General features: G+C 60.5%; 13 protein-coding genes. 4 read left to right on the forward strand and 9 right to left on the reverse strand.

Features of this window, described 5'->3' with window-relative positions:
- On the forward strand, positions 1–4,237 hold a 4,237-nt coding region (locus tag AC07OT_RS27850), incomplete at its 5' end, for a beta strand repeat-containing protein (RefSeq protein ID WP_495109589.1).
- Between the two features lie 123 nt (positions 4,238–4,360).
- The gene (locus AC07OT_RS27855) at positions 4,361–4,699 is read left to right on the forward strand and encodes a tryptophan synthase subunit beta (protein ID WP_065940728.1); all 339 of its coding nucleotides are present in this window, start codon (positions 4,361–4,363) and stop codon (positions 4,697–4,699) included.
- A gap of 56 nt (positions 4,700–4,755) precedes the next feature.
- On the opposite strand, the gene lapD is transcribed toward AC07OT_RS27855, so the two are convergent.
- Positions 4,756–6,702: a cyclic di-GMP receptor LapD gene (gene lapD / locus AC07OT_RS27860; RefSeq protein ID WP_495109590.1), complete on the reverse strand. Its 1,947-nt coding sequence runs from the start codon at positions 6,700–6,702 to the stop codon at positions 4,756–4,758.
- A gap of 11 nt (positions 6,703–6,713) precedes the next feature.
- Positions 6,714–7,430: a cysteine protease LapG gene (gene lapG, locus AC07OT_RS27865; RefSeq protein WP_115486522.1), complete on the reverse strand. Its 717-nt coding sequence runs from the start codon at positions 7,428–7,430 to the stop codon at positions 6,714–6,716.
- A 266-nt stretch (positions 7,431–7,696) separates the two neighbouring features.
- Between lapG and bcsQ the strand changes: the two genes are divergently transcribed.
- The gene (bcsQ, locus tag AC07OT_RS27870; protein WP_495109591.1) at positions 7,697–8,656 is read left to right on the forward strand and encodes a cellulose biosynthesis protein BcsQ; all 960 of its coding nucleotides are present in this window, start codon (positions 7,697–7,699) and stop codon (positions 8,654–8,656) included.
- A 241-nt stretch (positions 8,657–8,897) separates the two neighbouring features.
- Here bcsQ and AC07OT_RS27875 read toward each other — a convergent pair whose 3' ends face one another.
- The 5 genes from AC07OT_RS27875 to AC07OT_RS27895 form a co-directional block, all read right to left on the reverse strand.
- On the reverse strand, positions 8,898–10,085 hold the full coding sequence (locus AC07OT_RS27875; protein ID WP_495109592.1) for a methyltransferase: 1,188 nt from the start codon (positions 10,083–10,085) through the stop codon (positions 8,898–8,900).
- Positions 10,066–10,755, reverse strand: coding sequence for an ABC transporter permease (locus AC07OT_RS27880; RefSeq protein ID WP_495109593.1), 690 nt, complete (start codon positions 10,753–10,755; stop codon positions 10,066–10,068). The genes AC07OT_RS27875 and AC07OT_RS27880 overlap by 20 nt, the downstream gene beginning before the upstream one ends.
- Positions 10,755–11,447, reverse strand: a complete 693-nt coding sequence (locus AC07OT_RS27885) for an ABC transporter permease (protein ID WP_027605092.1) — start codon at positions 11,445–11,447, stop codon at positions 10,755–10,757. The genes AC07OT_RS27880 and AC07OT_RS27885 overlap by 1 nt, the downstream gene beginning before the upstream one ends.
- Before the next feature lie 74 nt (positions 11,448–11,521).
- Positions 11,522–12,274, reverse strand: coding sequence for an ABC transporter substrate-binding protein (locus AC07OT_RS27890; RefSeq protein WP_495109594.1), 753 nt, complete (start codon positions 12,272–12,274; stop codon positions 11,522–11,524).
- Between the two features lie 13 nt (positions 12,275–12,287).
- A complete protein-coding gene (locus AC07OT_RS27895; RefSeq protein WP_027605090.1) occupies positions 12,288–13,061 on the reverse strand; it encodes an ABC transporter ATP-binding protein in 774 nt (257 codons plus the stop codon).
- 556 nt (positions 13,062–13,617) lie between these two features.
- Between AC07OT_RS27895 and gabP the strand changes: the two genes are divergently transcribed.
- Complete coding sequence (gene gabP / locus AC07OT_RS27900) at positions 13,618–15,009, forward strand: GABA permease (RefSeq protein ID WP_495109595.1); 1,392 nt, start codon at positions 13,618–13,620, stop codon at positions 15,007–15,009.
- 135 nt (positions 15,010–15,144) lie between these two features.
- On the opposite strand, the gene AC07OT_RS27905 is transcribed toward gabP, so the two are convergent.
- Together AC07OT_RS27905 and AC07OT_RS27910 are read right to left on the reverse strand one after the other, a co-directional pair.
- Positions 15,145–15,549 carry a hypothetical protein gene (locus AC07OT_RS27905; protein ID WP_495109596.1) on the reverse strand — a complete coding sequence of 135 codons (405 nt, stop codon included), beginning with the start codon at positions 15,547–15,549 and terminating at the stop codon, positions 15,145–15,147.
- A gap of 17 nt (positions 15,550–15,566) precedes the next feature.
- Positions 15,567–16,541, reverse strand: a complete 975-nt coding sequence (locus tag AC07OT_RS27910) for an alpha/beta hydrolase family protein (protein ID WP_495109597.1) — start codon at positions 16,539–16,541, stop codon at positions 15,567–15,569.
- Positions 16,542–16,682 lie beyond the last annotated feature (141 nt).

Below are 16,682 nucleotides of genomic sequence, written 5' to 3' on the forward strand. Positions count from 1 at the left end.
CTACTACAGCCTGTCCGGCAACAACGTTGTGTTGACCCAGAAGGGCGCCGACTTCGTTAACGCCGGCAATCAACTGCCGAAAATCGATCTGACCGTCACCGACCCTGATGGCGCCAGTTCCAACGGCACCGGCCAGCCGACCGTCACCCTGCACAACGACATCCCGGTGATCACCATCGCGGCCAATACCCTCGATGAGAACGCTGCTAAAGCGGGCACTGTCGCCGGTACCTTCACGGCCACCGATGAAGAAACGCCGCGCGCGGGTCTGACGATCACCTTCACCGGCAACAGCAACGCAGACGGCTACTACAGCCTGTCCGGCAACAACGTTGTACTGACGCAGAAGGGCGCTGACTTCGTTAACGCCGGCAACCAACTGCCGAAGATAGACCTGACTGTCACCGACCCTGAAGGCTTGAACTCTCACAGCACTGGGCAGCCGACTGTCATCCTGCACAACGATGTGCCGGTGATCAGCATCGCGGCCAATACCCTCGATGAGAACGCTGCTAAAGCGGGCACTGTCGCCGGTACCTTCACGGCCTCCGACGAAGAAACGCCGCGCGCGGGTCTGACGATCACTTTCACCGGTAACAGCAACTCGGACGGCTACTACAGCCTGTCCGGTAACAACATTGTGCTGACCCAGAAGGGCGCGGACTTCGTCAACGCCGGCAATCAACTGCCGAAGATCGACCTGACCGTCACCGACCCTGAAGGCCTGAATTCCCACAGCACCGGGCAGCCGACCGTGATTTTGGTCGACGACACTCCAACCGCCAGCAACGGCTACATCCAGAGCAACGAAGACACCTCGGTCGAACTGACCTGGGCCACCTTCGGCGTCAAGGATGAAGACTCCGCTAACCCGAAAGTGGTGTTCACCAGCCTGCCTGCCGGCGCCATCGAGTACAACGTCAACGGCACGTGGGTCAAACTCACCACCAACGATCTGAAGACCGATACCTCGGCGGGCAAGTCGTTCAGCCAGGCTGACTTCGATAACCACAATGTGCGTTACACCCCGGCAGCCAACGAGTCGGGCGACAACAGCTTCGGCGGCACCGGCGTGGGTAACATGCAAGGCGATTACACCCAGCTGAAGTTCCAGGCTACCGATGGCAACTCCTACAGCGACACCAAGACCATCACTGTGGATATCCACCCGGTGACGGACGTTCCGGTCGTGACGGTCGGCGCATTCGGCGCTGTGCCGACAGGCTTGACCATTCAAACCTGGACCGGCGGCACCCTGCGCACTGATTTGGGGACCAACGGTAACGGTGTGGTCAACTCCAGTGACCTGATCAAGGTGATCGACGCCAAGACCGCTGCGAGTGCTGTCTCTACGGGCGTGACCAGCAGTGTCAGCAACAGCAATGTGGCGGATGGCACCGCGACCAAGGTCTCTGGCCTGATCTACCTGGAAGCCGGCAAGAGCTATACCTTCACCGGTACCGCCGATGACAGCCTGGCCATCACTGTAGGCGGCAAGTTGGTCGCCAGCGAGACCTGGAGCAAGGGCAGCGCGATTACCGGGACAGCCTATACGCCGACCGAGTCGGGCTATTACACCCTCGATATCTACCACTACAACCAGGCCGGCGCGGGCAACTACGACGTCAATGTGTCGATCAACAATGGCCCGTCGATGTCGCTGGGCAACAGCGGCGTGCAGACCTACACCAGCGTGGACGCGTTGAAAGCGGCCGGTGCGGTCCTCGGTGACAGCCACGTGGTCAACGGCGAAGGCTATTACACCGGCTACGTCTACAACCGTGGGCCGGAAGACACCGCCATCAAGGTCGCGCCGATTACCACCACGTTTGTCGACAACGACGGTTCTGAATCCCACAAGGTGGAAATCAGCGGCTTGCCGGCAGGCACCGTGATTACCGACGGCACCACGGGGCACAGCATCACCTCGACTGGCGCAACCACGCTGTACGACGTCAGCACCTGGAACCTGAAAACCCTGACGGTTACACCGTTCAAGGACTCCACCGCCAGCTTTGATCTGACCGTGAAAGCGACGGCCAAAGAGTTGAGCACCGGCGTTGAAGCGGTGACCACTGGCAAAGTGAGCATCGTGGTCACTGCGGTCAATGACGCGCCAACCCTGGACCTCAGCACCGTCGACGGCTCTGTTGCAACTGGCTTCAGCACCTCGTACACCGAACGCGGCACCAACGGTGTTGCGATTACCGGCAATGTGGCCATCGCTGACGTCGACAGCACCCAGATGCAAAGTGCGACCATCACCCTGAAAAACGCCAGTTCGGGTGACGTGCTCAGCTCCAACCTGGTGGCAGTGGGCGGTACCTACAAAGGCGTCACCGTGACCAGCGTCGGCACCGACGTCAGCGGCAAGATCGTGCTGACCCTGTCGGGTGTGGCGGATGCTGCGACCTACAAGGCGCTGCTCGAGTCGTTCCAGTATTCCAGCACCAGCAAGTACCCGGCCATTGGTGACCGCACCATCGACATCGCCGTGACTGACAATGAAGGCAGCAACAGTCTGAGTTCGTCAGTGGCGACGACCACCATCACGGTCAAGCCCCAGGTCTACACCCCTGTCACCGAAGGCGGTGCGGCGGCGGATACCATCGACCTGGGTTCCAGCTCGGCCAACAACATCGTGGTCGGCGACAAGGGCGGCATCACCACCCCGGGCAGCAACTACAACATCGCGTTTATCGTCGACACCTCGGGCAGTATCGGGTCGAGTGCGATGTCGTCGATCAAAACCCAGCTCTCCAGCATTTTCGATACCTTGATCGCCAACGCCAAGCTGACGGGGTCGGGTGTGGTGAAAGTGCTGCTGGTCGACTTCGATACCAAGGTTGAATCCCAAGTGTCGGTCAACCTGGCCGACCAGGCTGCCGCCAAGGCTGCCTTGCAGGCCGTGTTGAATAATATGGCCTCCAACCCGAGCGACGTGACCAACTACCAGGATGCCTTCAACGCGGCGACGGCCTGGTTCAAGAGCAGTGACGCCACCAGCAACGCCGGTGCAAAAAACCTGACGTATTTCATTACCGATGGTGAGCCGAATGTCTACAACGCCACGTATGACAACATCAGCCTGGGGTATACCAGCTCCTGGTGGGGGTCCAACGTTACCTTTGACAACAAGGTCAACGGCTACACCTACACCCTGGGCCAGACGACTCCGGTCACCGCAACGATCTATGGCCAGACGCAGGTCATCGTCGACAAGGACGGCAAGGTGTACTCGTACGACTCGTCCGGCAACAAGACCTTTGAAGGTTATGTTGTGTCCGACGGCCGTGGTGGTTTCGACGTCGCGGGCGCTGCCGGCAACTCCGGCCGTTATGACTACGCGCTGGAAAACGCCAAGGCCGCTTACACGGCGTTGACGACTGCGGTCTCGGGCGGTGTTGAAGTACAAGCCATCGGCCTGGGCAACAACGTCGATAAGGACATGCTCCAGAAGTACTTCGATACCGACAAGACGGTCAGCACGATCGACACTGCGAAACTGGCGGATACCATCACCGGCCATACCGCCGATGCGGGTGCCGACAACGTTTCCGGCGGTTCGGGCAACGACATCATCTTCGGTGACCTGATCAGCTACAAAGGCCAGGAAGGCAGTGCGGCACTCAAGGCGTTCGCCGCCGAGAAGCTGTCCACCACCGTCGACCAGATCGATGACCGCACCTTGCATCAGTACATCACCGAGCATGTGCAGGACGTCGGTGCACTGGCCAACGCGTCGAACATCTATGGCACCAATGATGGCGGCGACACCCTGATCGGCAATGCCGGCAACGACATCCTGTTCGGCCAGGGCGGCAACGACACCCTCTCCGGCGGTGCCGGCAACGACATCCTGGTGGGCGGCAAGGGTAACGACATCCTGACCGGCGGCGCGGGTGCAGACACCTTCGTATGGCTCAAGGGCGACACCAACACCAGTGGCGGCTTCGATCGCATCACCGACTTCAAGCACGGCGAAGGCGACAAGCTGGACCTGTCCGATTTGCTCCAGGGCAATAACGACAACAACTTGTCCAGCTACCTGAAGCTGACCACCGACTCTGCGGGTAATTCGACGTTGAGCGTCAGCAGCACCGGGTCGTTCACGGCGTCGGGTGGCGGCACGGCTGATGTCACCATCAAGGTCGATGGCGCCAACTGGGGGGCCGGCAGCACCGCGATCAACAACCTGATCGCCGGTGGCGACTTGACCGTCAAGCACCACGACTGATCACCCACGGGGCGTCAATCTTTCGAGATTGGCGCCCCGTTGGCATCGGCTTCGGAAAAATGCGTGTAATCTCTGGGGGGCCGTGCGCGGCGCCTGCAGGGATTTTTTATTGGGAGAACGTTGATGTTCTACGTGCAACGCGATCAACACAACGCTTTGATTCGCGTCGAGGCGCAGGCCTACGCCGAAGCCACCGAGACGCTGCCGGCTGACCATCATGAGATTCAGGCGTGGTTTGCCGATGATCTGGTCGACAACAGCCTCAAACAGCTCAAGCAAAGTGACCTTGAGATGATTCGAGTGCTGGATGACTTGATCCAGGTACTGATCACCAAGAACGTGATGAGCATCACCGACTTGCCGCCGGCAGCACAGGCCAAGTTTTTGGAGCGTACCCAGGCCAGGGCGGCGTTGGGTGGCTTGAGCGAGTTGATCAATGACGATGAAACCGGTTTGATCTGACGCCCACGCACCTCCTTCACGGCGTACCCGTCAAGGAGGCACGATGCGTCAGTGCTTCACTTCCAGGGCGCCGGTTCTCCGACCAGTTGGCCTTGCACGCCTTCAATACCCATCTCGCGAATCACTCGCAACTCACCCTCGGTTTCTACTCGTTCGGCAATCAGCGGCAGGTCAATGCTGTGGGCGGCGCGCTGGATCGCTTCGATAAAGAAGCGCTTATGGCTTTCCTGGTCGATGGCTCGGATGTAGCTGCCGTCGATCTTGAGGTACGCCAGGCCCAGGTTCGCCAGGTTGCCGATCATGCTGAAGCGGCCACCGAAACGTTGCAGGCCGAGGCTGTACCCCAGGCTGCGCATACGGCGGGTAAGACGCTCCAGCTGGGTTTGCTCAGGCACTTGCTCTTCGCCGATCTCCAGCGTCAAGCGCGGCCCCAGAGCCGGGTGCTGGGCCAGACGTTCGAAAACCCGCTCCAGGGCCTGTGGGTCATTCAAGGTCGCGGCCGAGAGGTTCAGCGCCACCGCTGGAGTGTGCTGCGTCAGGTGCTTGATCACCAGGTCGAGCATCAGTTGATCGAGGCGCGCGGTCCAGCCGAAGCGCTCCAGCCAAGGCAGGAAGTGGCCGGCGGCGATGGTCTGGTCCTGATTATCGAGCAGGCGGGACAGCACCTTGTAATGCAGCACCTGTCGGGTGTCGCTGCTGCTGACTACGGGCTGGAAAAACAACCGGAAGCGCCCTTGGTTCAGGGCGTCGTCGAGCAATGTGTGCCAGCTGTGCGGATCGTCGCTGGCGGTGCCCGTGGTCTGGTGTTCCAGGCACACCCAGCTTTGGCCAATGCTGGCTTCGGCCTGGGTCAGCGCCTGGTCGGCCAGCATCAACAGATCTGCCGAGGCATCGCCAGGGTTGTACGGCGCCAGCCCGATGAAGGCCACGGTCGACAGGTCGGTGGCGCCCGTTTCGTGCAGGCTTTGCAGGGTGCTTTCCAGCGCCTGGGCCAGTTGCAGCGCTTCGTCCCGCACTAGGCCAGGGGCAAGCACCGCAAACTCGCCACCTCGACTGCGGGTGATCAGGTTTTGGGTTTCCGGGTATTTGGCACAGGTTCGCACCAGCTGCTGGCTGACGGCCTGCAACAGTTGGTCGGTACGCTGCCCGCCCAGGCGCTGGTTGAGGCCGCTCAAATCGTTGACCCGCAACATCAGCAGGTAGCCCGAACTGGACTCTTCGAGGTTGCTGACCCGCGATTGCAGTTGCATCTCGAAGTAGCGACGGTTGGCCAGTCCGGTCAGGCTGTCCTGATAGGACTCCACCCGCAGCTTCTCGCTGCGCTCGGTCTGCTCGTGGAACAACGCCTTGAGCTTCTCCACCATCTGGTTCATGGCCTGCACGACACGGCGTAATTCGGGGGTGCGGGGCAGATCGGGCAGGCTGAGGAACTCGCGACGCGCAATGGCGTGGGACTGCTCCACCATATAATCCAACGGCTTCAACTGGCGGCGCAGCAACAGCGCGCCCAATACCGCACTCACGGCACCGCAGATCAGCAGCCAACCCAGGCTCCCCAGTGCGCTTTGCCAGAGTTTTGCCAGGGCAAACATCGGGTGACTGACCACTTCAACCCGTGCCGCCTGCTGCCAGCCACGGCTGACGATGGCATCGCCGCCGGCCGGCGCCAGGCCGATCATCTTCACGAACCAGGCCGGTACGCTGCTGGCGTCCGGCTCGGCGGCACGCTCCACCAGCACCTGGTTATTACTCAGGTCCACCACGCGGATGCTTGCGTAGTAGCCACTGTCAAAGATCGAGCTGACCATCAGTTCGGTCATCGCCGGATCGTCGATGTTCGGCGTCAGCGACAGTGCCAGCGCGGTGGCCGCGTCCTGGGCGTGGGAGCGCAGTTGGTTGACGTACTGGGTACGCGAACTCTCCAGGCTGACGATGAAGCTACCGCTGAACGCGACCACCAGGAACACGCAGATAGCGATCAGCAATTGTTTGAACAGTGACATCGTAGCTCCTGTTAATTATCCGAACTGGCCGGAAACCCTTCTGCGCTCATTTTCTTCAACACGTCCTGCCAGCGTGACAGGCGCTTGGTGTCACCGACTTTTTTGTTGCCTGTCGCGCCGGTCAACCACAGCCCTTCGCCGTTGAACGCATAGACAGGCAGCAGGTCCGGACGTTGGCTGGCAGGCAGGATGGGGTCCATCAGGCTGTCCAGCACCAAGGGCATGGCTTCGGGGCTTGCATAGTATGTCAGCACCATATGCGCACGGTTCTGGCGCAAGGCCTTGACGTAGGTTATGCGCAGCTTCTCGGCCGGTACGCCCAGATGCCGCAGGCTGAAGTATTTGGCGATGGCGTAGTCTTCACAGTCGCCTGCGCCTTTCCACAGGGATTGAATGGGGGTCGCCCAATAATCAATCTCGTGCCACAGGTCGATGTCTTCCTCGTAGTGCAACTGGCGGTTGAAGAACAAGTTCACTACTTTGAGCTGCTCGGCCTCACTTACCTGCTTTTGCGTTGACAGCAATTGTTGCCACGCATCGATGCGCTGACGCCCGGGGCCCAGCGGCCCGTAAAGCGACTCGGCGCGGCGGCTGATCTGGCTGAAATCCCAATCGGCGAGCAAATCGCCCAGCAGGCCGCCACCCAGCAACAGCGTGATGGCAAGACCGTACAGAATCCGCGGGAGTTTAAAGCGTAACGCCACTGCGATTACCCAAGCTTGCAGCATTGAAGGTGCGGCAATGGTGCGGTGATACTGGGTAAAAAACAATGGCACGATGAAATCACCGCCATTGAATTGGAGTAAATATGCGTCAGGAAATTGGCCTTTTTCCACTCGTCTGAAAGGGTGGTGTGGGTTTCATCAAAATAATGACACCTCGTTAGCGCTGTCACAGAATATGGCAACGAAGACGCCTACAAAAAGACCTGCGGTGAAGCCTCACCTTGCCGACCTTTCACGTCTTTAAATGGCGCTGTAAAGGAGCTCCGGCTATGAGCCGCACTGATGATCTATTTGCCTTGTTCGGCAAGGGCGTTTCCCGGGACCCTACGGGAAGAAATGCGCGCTTGCACTTTTTTGGCAGCATTCCGTTCGATGATGGCACTCGGGTAAACCAAAAAGAGGGTTCGCGCCTAAGTGCTCAGGGGACTTATGCCCATGAACACCCACAAAATGAACCATTGAGCGCGCTGCGCCCGACCGTTGTGGCGTTGGTGTCAGTCAATGGTGGCGTGGGCCGCAGCACCTTGGCTACGGCGCTGAGCAGCGGCCTGCAGCGTCTGGGTGAGTCGGTCGTGGCGGTGGACCTGGATCCCCAGAATGCCTTGCACCAGCACTTCGGTGTCGATCGTGAGCTACCCGGCGTGGGCCGTAGCAGCCTGCTCAACAGACCCTGGCAGAGCATTCTGCAATCGGGGTTCGCCGGATGTCAGGTTATCCCCTTTGGCGACACCGACACCCAACAGAAGGAAAACCTGCAACGTTGGTTGACCCGTGAACCGAAGTGGCTGGCTCAGCGCCTGTCGGCACTGGGGCTGAGCGAAGGGCATACGGTGATCGTCGATACCCCCGCAGGGAACAACGTTTATCTCCATCAGGCGTTGAGCGTGGCCGATATTGTGCTGGTGGTCGCCCAACCGAATGCCGCTTGCCTCGGCACGCTGGATCAATTGGACGCACTGCTGGCGCCCCACCTTGAGCGTGAACGCCCACCCCGTTGTCACTTTGTGATCAATCAACTGGATGAAAACTCGGCGTTCAACCTGGATATGCTCGATGCCTTCAAGCTGCGTCGGGGCGAATACCCATTGGAAGTCGTCCACCGTGATCCGGCGATCAGCGAAGCCCTGGCCTTTGCGGCCGACCCGCTGGCCGGCTCGGTACCGAGCCTGGCCGGTGACGATATCAGTGAACTTTGCCGGTTATTGATCGCCCGTAAAAAGCGCGCCTAAAGCACGGTTTATACGCTTGACGCCAGATGCTTATGCACAATCGGTGGGGTACAGGTGTCACGAAACTGCTGTTTTGTGCAACCGTTCTCAACACGCCGCAACTGCCTGTTTTACGTGCGTTTTATTCTGTGAACAAAAAATGAACAACGTGGCTTTTTGCCTGTAGCGCAGATGGCCACAGGTCTTGTAAAGATTCCATCAACAGAGTTATCCACAGGCTGGGGTGCGACAATCCTGCCCCTTAATCGCGCTCGGCAAGCACCATCAAGTTGCGTGGTGTCAGTGCGGTTTCGCAGAAGCTGCCCACCTCGACCCTGTAGCCACGTTCGGCCAGAAACAGTGCCCGATCCAGGACCAGCCACAGCTCAAGTGGGCGCCGAAACAGCCCACGCAGCAACTCCAGGTTCCTGACCTCGGCCAAACGTCGCCAGCCGTGCGCTTCCAGCGCCGCCCAATCCTGTTCACCTGTGGATAACCCTTTGAGACTGGCCAGCGCCTGGCAGTAGTCGGCGAAGGGTTTGTCCAGCCAACCGGCGGGCAGGGACGGTGTGGGCAGGTACTCGTCGCAGTGGCGTAACTGGCGTTGTAACTGATCGAAACCCAGACGGCGGGCCATTGAGGTGTCCCGCTGCAGCCGCACGCGTTTGCCGGCCGTGACGGTTTCGCTGAGGGGCAGGCCAAGGTCGTCGACCGACAGCCGCAAGGTGGAAGCACGGCCCGCTTCGGACAGCGGTTGGTAGGCGCTCGCGTGGATGCGGTTGTAGCAGCACGGCGCTACGGCCAGTTGCTTGCAGCCGGCGGCACTGGCCAGTTGCAGCAGGCGCACATGCAGGTCGCCGCAGGCATGCAGGGCGACGGGGGTGTGCTCGGGGTCTAGGCTTACGTCCGCCATGACATCTTGCAGGCGATGGGTGACGGGCAGGCCATGGTGGTCGCTCAAGGCCTGGCCTGCCGCGATCAGCGCCGGGTCGTATTCCAGGCAGGTCAGTTGCTGGCCGGTGTGCAACAGGCGGCGGCCGAGGTGGCCCTTGCCGGCGCACCAGTCCAGCCAGTGCCGGGGTGTTTGCGCAAACTGCAGCGCGGCGCCGAAGGCTTCGATTTGCTGCCACTTGCGCCCGGGTACGTCGACATTCAGGCGGCGCGCCGCGGGTTGCAGGGGCTGCGTCGGTAACTTATCCACAGCACTGAGGCGCAGGGCTTCGCGGGCCAGTGAGGGAAAAGGCGCTGGCGCCGGTAGGGTGTGGGGATGGTTATGGCTGGTTTCCGCGTCGGACAACGAGCGTTGACGCAGCCATCGGGCCAGTTGCGGATGCTCGGTTTCCCAAGGCAACTGCCGATGCACAAAGGGCCGTGGTCGCCACAGCCCTTGGTGTTCGATCAGAAACGCATCCAGCGCCTCGAAGCGGGCTTCAACGTCCCTGGCAGGCATCGACGCGCAGCCAGCGTTCCAGCAGCCTGAAGCCGCGTACCAACAGGAAGGAGATCAGCAGGTAGAACACGCCGGCGGTGAAGAACATCTCCACCGTCAGGTAGTTGCGCGCGATGATCGTCCTGGCCATGCCGGTCAGTTCCAGCAGGGTCACGGTGCTCGCCAGCGAGCTGGCCTTGAGCATCAGGATCACTTCGTTGCTGTAGGCCGGCAATCCGATGCGCGCGGCCCGGGGCAGGATGATGTAGAACAGCGTCTTGGGCCTGGACATGCCCAGCGCACGGGCGGCTTCGATTTCCCCAGGCGGAATGGCCTGGATGGCACCCCGCAGGATCTCGGCGATGTACGCGGCGGTGTGCAGCGTCATGGTGGCGGTGGCACACCAGAACGGGTCGCGCAGATACTTCCACATGAAGCTTGAGCGGATGCTGTCGAATTGGGCCAGGCCGTAATAGACCAGGAACAACTGCACCAGCAGCGGCGTACCGCGAAAGAAAAAGATATAGGCGTAGGGCAGGGCGCGCACAGACAGGTGCTTGGACGAGCGCGCGATACCCAGGGGGATGGCCAGGATCAGGCCGAGGATCACAGCGATGCTCACCAGCTCCAGGGTCAGGATGGCGCCCTGGATAAACTTCGGCAGCCACTTGATGATGACTTCCCATTCCATTACGTCGTCCTCACGAAGCCGCGGGCGGCGCGTTGTTCCAGGAAGTGCATGGCCACCATCGACAGCGACGTCAGGCCCAGGTAGATGAATGCGGCGACCATATAGAAGGTGAAAGGTTGTTTGGTAACCGTTACGGCAATCTGCGCATGGCGCATGATTTCTTCGAGGCCGATGACCGTGACCAGCGCGGTATCTTTCATCAGGATCAGGAACAGATTGCCCAGGCCCGGCAGGGCGATTCGCCACATCTGCGGCATGATCAACCGGGTAAAGATACGAAACTTCGACAGGCCCAGTGCCACACCCGCTTCGCGGTGGCCTTTGGGAATGGAGATGATTGCACCGCGCAGCACTTCCGTGGCGTAGGCGCCGAAACACAGGCCCAGGGCGATCACGCCAGCGGCAAAGGCGCTGAGGGACAGGTCGGGAATGTCGAGCAGCTCACCCAGTGAGCGCATGGCGTTGATCGTGCCGAAGTAAATCAGCAGCACCCACAGCAGCTCCGGCACACCGCGAACGATTGTCGAGTAAGTACCGCCCAGCCATTGCAACGGCTTGTACGGGGAAGTCTTGGCCAGGGCACCGGCGAGGCCGAGTACCAGCCCTAGGCATAATGCCGTGAGCGCCAGTTTGACGGTCATCAGCGCGCCGGCAGCGAGCGCCGGGCCGAATCCGTAGAGATCGAAATTCATGGTGTTTTCATATCGCGGCAGGCATTGCTGAAAGCCGGCGCGCTCAAGTGAGCGCGCCGGGCAGGCCGTTCAGGTCATTCGATGCTGAACGGGAAGTACTTGTCGTTGATCTTCTTGTAGGTGCCGTCAGCCTTGATCTCTGCCAGGGCTTTGTTCAGGCGCTCGCGCAGCGGGTCGCCCTTGCGTACGGCGATACCGATCTTGTCGCTCTCGACAACCGGGTCGCCCTTGAACTCGTAGGCCGAACCGTCTTTGCTCTTGAGCCATTCGTACTGCACGTACTTGTCGGCGAGGATCCCGTCGAGACGGCCGGACGTCAGGTCAAGGTAGGCGTTTTCCTGGGTGTCGTAGAGCTTGGCTTCGGTGTCAGGCAGCTTGTCTTCCAGGTAGGTGCCGGCGAGCGTCGCGCGTTGGGCGCCGATGACCTTGCCCTTCAGGTAGCCGGCGTCGGTCTTGAAGTCTGCGGCGGCCTTGGGCGCGATGAACTGCAGCTTGTTGGAGTAGTACGGGTCGGTGAAGTCGACGGCTTGCTTGCGCTCGTCGGTGATCGACAGCGAGGACACCAGAAAGTCGAATTTCTTGGCATTCAGGGCCGGGATGATGCCGTCCCAGTCGGACACGTACACGTCGCACTTCTCGACTTTCATCTTGGCGCACAGGGCGTCGCCGATGTCTTTGTCGAAGCCGACCACTTGGCCGCTGGCGTCTTTATTGTTGAACGGCGGGTAGGCCGCTTCGATCCCCATGGTCAAGGTTTCTGCCATGGCCGTGGCGCTGAACGCCATCGAGACGGCCGCGGCCAGAAGGAATTTTTTATAGTTCTGCATGCATGTTGCTCCGTTAGCGGTTGCTGGACATGAATTGTTTGCAGCGCGCCGAAAGCGGGTTTTCAAACACCTGCTGTGGCGATCCTTGCTCTTCGATCAGGCCCTGGTGGAGGAACACCACTTCGCTGGACACCTGACGGGCGAAGCCCATTTCGTGGGTGACCAGCAGCATGGTGCGGCCTTCTTCGGCCAGCGCGCGGATCACATTAAGTACTTCCTGGACCATTTCCGGGTCAAGGGCTGAAGTGGGTTCGTCGAACAGGATGACCTTGGGCTGCATCGCCAGGGTGCGCGCGATGGCGGCCCGTTGTTGCTGGCCGCCGGACAATTGCGCGGGGTAGGCATGGCGCTTGTCGGCGATGCCGACCTTGTCCAGCAGGGCTTCGGCCACTTCTATGGCCTCGGCCTTGCTTTGGCCGAGCACGCGGCGAGGGGCCTCGATGATGTTGTCGAGGATGCTCATGTGCGGCCACAGGTTAAAGTTTTGAAACACAAAACCGATTTCGCTGCGCAGGCGGTTGATCTGCTTGCCGTCGGCGGCCTGCAGTTCGCCGTTTTTCGCGGCCTTGAGCTTGAGTTCTTCGCCGGCCACCAGGATCTGGCCCTGGTGCGGGTTTTCCAGCAGGTTGATGCAGCGCAGGAACGTGGACTTGCCGGAACCGGAGGAACCCAGGATCGAGATCACATCGCCGTCGCGAGCGGTCAGCGAGATACCTTTGAGTACCTCCAGCTCACCATAGCGTTTATGCAAGTTGCGGATTTCAAGCGCGGGCGTGGCCTCGGCCATGTGGGGTCCTCATTGTGTTCATTGCGATCTTCGCTGTTGGGCCGCCTTCCTGGCGAGGCGCCAAGCTAGCATAGCGTCCTGATGGCGGCCAACAGCGTGGCGGGCGGTAAACGGGCGGTGTGCGGCAGGGTGTCGCATCGGCACAGCAGGGTGTCGCGCCATCAACAACCGAACAACCGTTTGAACCCGTGAATCCCGCAGGCTTCGCGTGAAAAAGGGCGCGATGGTGCCAGCTTTGGCCGGGTGTTGGAAGGGTTAAACCGGCAAACGGTAGTGATCGGCCCTTTTATGGCGCGCCGCGTACTTTTCGTGTGTGTTTTTGGTGCACTTGTTCGTCTTGAAAGTGAGTCGCACGGTAACGCTATAGCGGAATGCCATTGTTCTCAATGACTTGCGATGACTGTTGAATCGTCCTACAGGCCGCGTCAATCGCGGCTTTGTAACATTTTGGCGCAAATCTTGCGTAAAAAATAAAGAACGCCCTGTTGGTTTCTTTTCACGAGGAAGAGCCCAGGCCGGGCGGACCGTTTTCGCAATTCCTCGCAAAGGTGTGTCAATGAGTAGTACGCAAAGCTCCAATGACCTCGAACAGGGGCTCAAACCGCGTCACGTCACCATGCTGTCGATTGCCGGCGTCATTGGTGCCGGTTTGTTTGTCGGCTCCGGCCATGCGATTGCTGCCGCCGGCCCTGCGGTCTTGCTGGCATATGCCGCAGCGGGAACGCTGGTGGTCTTGGTGATGCGCATGCTGGCCGAAATGGCCGTGGCGTCGCCGGACACCGGTTCGTTCTCCACTTACGCCGACCGTGCGATCGGTCACTGGGCCGGTTTTACCATCGGCTGGCTGTACTGGTGGTTCTGGGTGCTGGTGATTCCATTGGAAGCCAACGCGGCCGCGACCATTCTCAACGCCTGGTTCCCGGATGTGGCCATCTGGGCCTTTACGCTGATCATTACCTTGCTGCTGACGGCCACCAACCTGTTCAGCGTGAAGAACTACGGTGAGTTCGAGTTCTGGTTCGCGTTGATCAAGGTCGTGGCGATCGTGGGCTTTGTGATCCTCGGCCTGGCGGCGATTTTCGGCTTCCTGCCGACCAGCCAGGTCAGCGGCGTTTCCCACCTCTTTGACACCCAAGGCTTTATGCCCAACGGCATGGGCGCGGTATTGGCCGCGATCCTGACCACCATGTTCTCCTTCATGGGCACCGAGATCGTCACCATCGCCGCCGCTGAATCGAAGAACCCAGGCCAGCAAATCACCAAGGCCACCAACTCGGTGATCTGGCGGATTGGTTTGTTCTACCTGTTGTCGATCTTCATCGTCGTGTCCCTGGTGCCTTGGAACGATCCGACCCTGGCGGCCGTAGGTTCCTACCAGACCGTGCTGGAACGCATGGGTATCCCGAACGCCAAGCTGATCGTCGACCTGGTGGTCCTGGTTGCCGTGACCAGCTGCCTGAACTCGGCGCTGTACACCGCTTCGCGCATGCTGTTCTCCCTGGGCCGTCGCGGCGATGCACCGGCCGTGGCCAAGCGCACCAACAAGAGCGGCACGCCTTACTGGGCGGTATTGCTGTCCACCGGCGCGGCGTTCCTGGCGGTATTTGCCAACTACGTGGCACCGGCAGCGGTGTTCGAATTCCTGCTGGCCAGCTCTGGCGCCATCGCGTTGCTGGTGTACCTGGTGATTGCAGTGTCGCAACTGCGCATGCGCCAGAAGCGCATGGCGGCGGGCGAGAAAATTGTCTTCAAGATGTGGCTGTTCCCAGGCCTGACCTACGCGGTGATGGTGTTTATCGTTGGCACATTGACCATCATGCTGTTCCAGGAAGCGCACCGGGTCGAGATCATCGCGACTGGGGTCTTGAGCTTGCTGGTAGTGGCGGCGGGGTTGATTGTGTCCAGCCGTCGCAAGGCGCAGAGAGTGGGCGCTGCGGTGCTGAATTGATGTGATGGAATGCGGTGCTTGATTGCGCCGCAGTTCAAATGTGGGAGGGGGCTTGCCCCCGATGGCGGTGCGTCAGTCGACATCTAATTGACTGGTACCACGCTATCGGGGGCAAGCCCCCTCCCACATTTGGTTTTAGTTGGTGAGGGCCTCGGATGCGGCGACGTAATCCGCCTGGAACTGCGGCGATTCAATCCACGCCAGTGCGGCGGCTTCATCGTCGCTGTCGGTGGCCCACTGCTGATACTCGATCAGTGCCGCCAGGATAAAGTCGGTGGCTTCTTCTTCGCCTTCCTGCTCCAGCACCAGCGCGAGCAGCGGGTGGGCCAGGAATACCGCGCAGAGGGCCTGCTGGCTGGTCTCGCCGGCGGTGCGCATCTCCACGAACAGCTCGGTCAAATCCACTGATTCAAGGTCAATCCGGTCGTCATCGCCGGCAAACGTATCCGGCTTGCTCGCGACGGCGCGCTGGGTGCGGTTCTGCTTGGCCTTGGCCTTGGCCCGGTGGGCACGTTTTTGCTGCTTGTTCGGCGAGGCCATGGGCTCACGTCCTTGGGTCAGGATCTGGGTGGGGTATTGAAGCGCAGGTTGAGGGAAATCCCAAGGGTATCCGCCGTTAATTGACCGTGTTGCAGCCATGCCAATGCAATCGGCCACAACCGATCCTGATACTCGCTGCGAAAGAACGCGAAATGTCCGACCTGTTTTTCGCCGATGTCTTCCGGGGCGATGCGCAGATGGGTGCGCTCGCTGCCGTCGAAGTAACCCAGCAACCGTTCAATCGCCGCCACGGTGCCGAAGGGGTCATCGGTGATGCTGATCGCCAGCATCTGCGCCTTTACGCGACTGAATGGCAAGTCCGCCAGGGCCCGCCCGCTGGGCCGTGTCTCATACCTGGGCGTTGGCGTGCTCCAGTCGCGCACCACGCCTGCCGGCGTATCCTCCAGCCAACCCAGGCGCTTGCCGGGGAAATACCCGCAGAGTGCCGTGACCATCGGCATGACCACATGCCATTTGGCAAACATCTGCCAGCGCCCGGCGGCGGCGTAATCGCGCCAGTAGGCGAACTGCGCGCCCACGGTCACGATTCGCCGGATCACCGCGCCGGATGCCCCCAGTCCCGCCGCACAACCGCCAAAACTGTGGCCGACCACATCAATCGGCTGGCCTGGAAACTCCCGCTGTGCCCGCAGCAGGATCGCTTCGAAATCCAGCGTGCCCCAATCCGACCACGACGCCTTGAACCCACGCAACGAACCGCTGCGCGACTCGCCAATGCCGCGATAGTCATAGGTGATCACGTCGAAGCCGTTGGCGAACAGGTAGTCGGCGAAACGTGAGTAGTGGCGGCAACGCACGGAGGTGGCGGCGTTGATGATGACGACCGGGCGTTCGCGGTCGGTGCGCGGGTGGCGCCAGGTGAAGCCGCCGAGGGGGTGGCCGTCTGCGGCGGATTCCTTGAAGGATTCGCTTTGGCTATTTCTGGGTGTAGTTGCAATTTCTACTACTGAAGAGGCGTCATTCAAATTCATCGTTTCGAAGCCCCTGCCTGGATTATTATTTTTTAGTAACAGTTAGCCAGTTTGCCAGCACTTGTCTGCCCTTTGATTGGGTCATTAACCTTCGGCGCTCGCAAAGCGTGCAGAGCCCCGGCGAAAGCCATACATCCGAGA

It is taken from the genome of Pseudomonas sp. GW821-FHT09C10, from assembly GCF_059418085.1.

Coding starts and splice junctions, on each gene's coding strand:
- AC07OT_RS27905 (WP_495109596.1), bottom strand. CDS start 15,549: ATGGCCTCGCCGAACAAGCAGCAAAAACGTGCCCACCGGGCCAAGGCC.
- AC07OT_RS27890 (WP_495109594.1), bottom strand. CDS start 12,274: ATGCAGAACTATAAAAAATTCCTTCTGGCCGCGGCCGTCTCGATGGCG.
- gabP (WP_495109595.1), top strand. CDS start 13,618: ATGAGTAGTACGCAAAGCTCCAATGACCTCGAACAGGGGCTCAAACCG.
- AC07OT_RS27895 (WP_027605090.1), bottom strand. CDS start 13,061: ATGGCCGAGGCCACGCCCGCGCTTGAAATCCGCAACTTGCATAAACGC.
- lapD (WP_495109590.1), bottom strand. CDS start 6,702: ATGTCACTGTTCAAACAATTGCTGATCGCTATCTGCGTGTTCCTGGTG.
- AC07OT_RS27910 (WP_495109597.1), bottom strand. CDS start 16,541: ATGAATTTGAATGACGCCTCTTCAGTAGTAGAAATTGCAACTACACCC.
- AC07OT_RS27885 (WP_027605092.1), bottom strand. CDS start 11,447: ATGAATTTCGATCTCTACGGATTCGGCCCGGCGCTCGCTGCCGGCGCG.
- AC07OT_RS27875 (WP_495109592.1), bottom strand. CDS start 10,085: ATGCCTGCCAGGGACGTTGAAGCCCGCTTCGAGGCGCTGGATGCGTTT.
- AC07OT_RS27855 (WP_065940728.1), top strand. CDS start 4,361: ATGTTCTACGTGCAACGCGATCAACACAACGCTTTGATTCGCGTCGAG.
- lapG (WP_115486522.1), bottom strand. CDS start 7,430: ATGCTGCAAGCTTGGGTAATCGCAGTGGCGTTACGCTTTAAACTCCCG.
- AC07OT_RS27880 (WP_495109593.1), bottom strand. CDS start 10,755: ATGGAATGGGAAGTCATCATCAAGTGGCTGCCGAAGTTTATCCAGGGC.
- bcsQ (WP_495109591.1), top strand. CDS start 7,697: ATGAGCCGCACTGATGATCTATTTGCCTTGTTCGGCAAGGGCGTTTCC.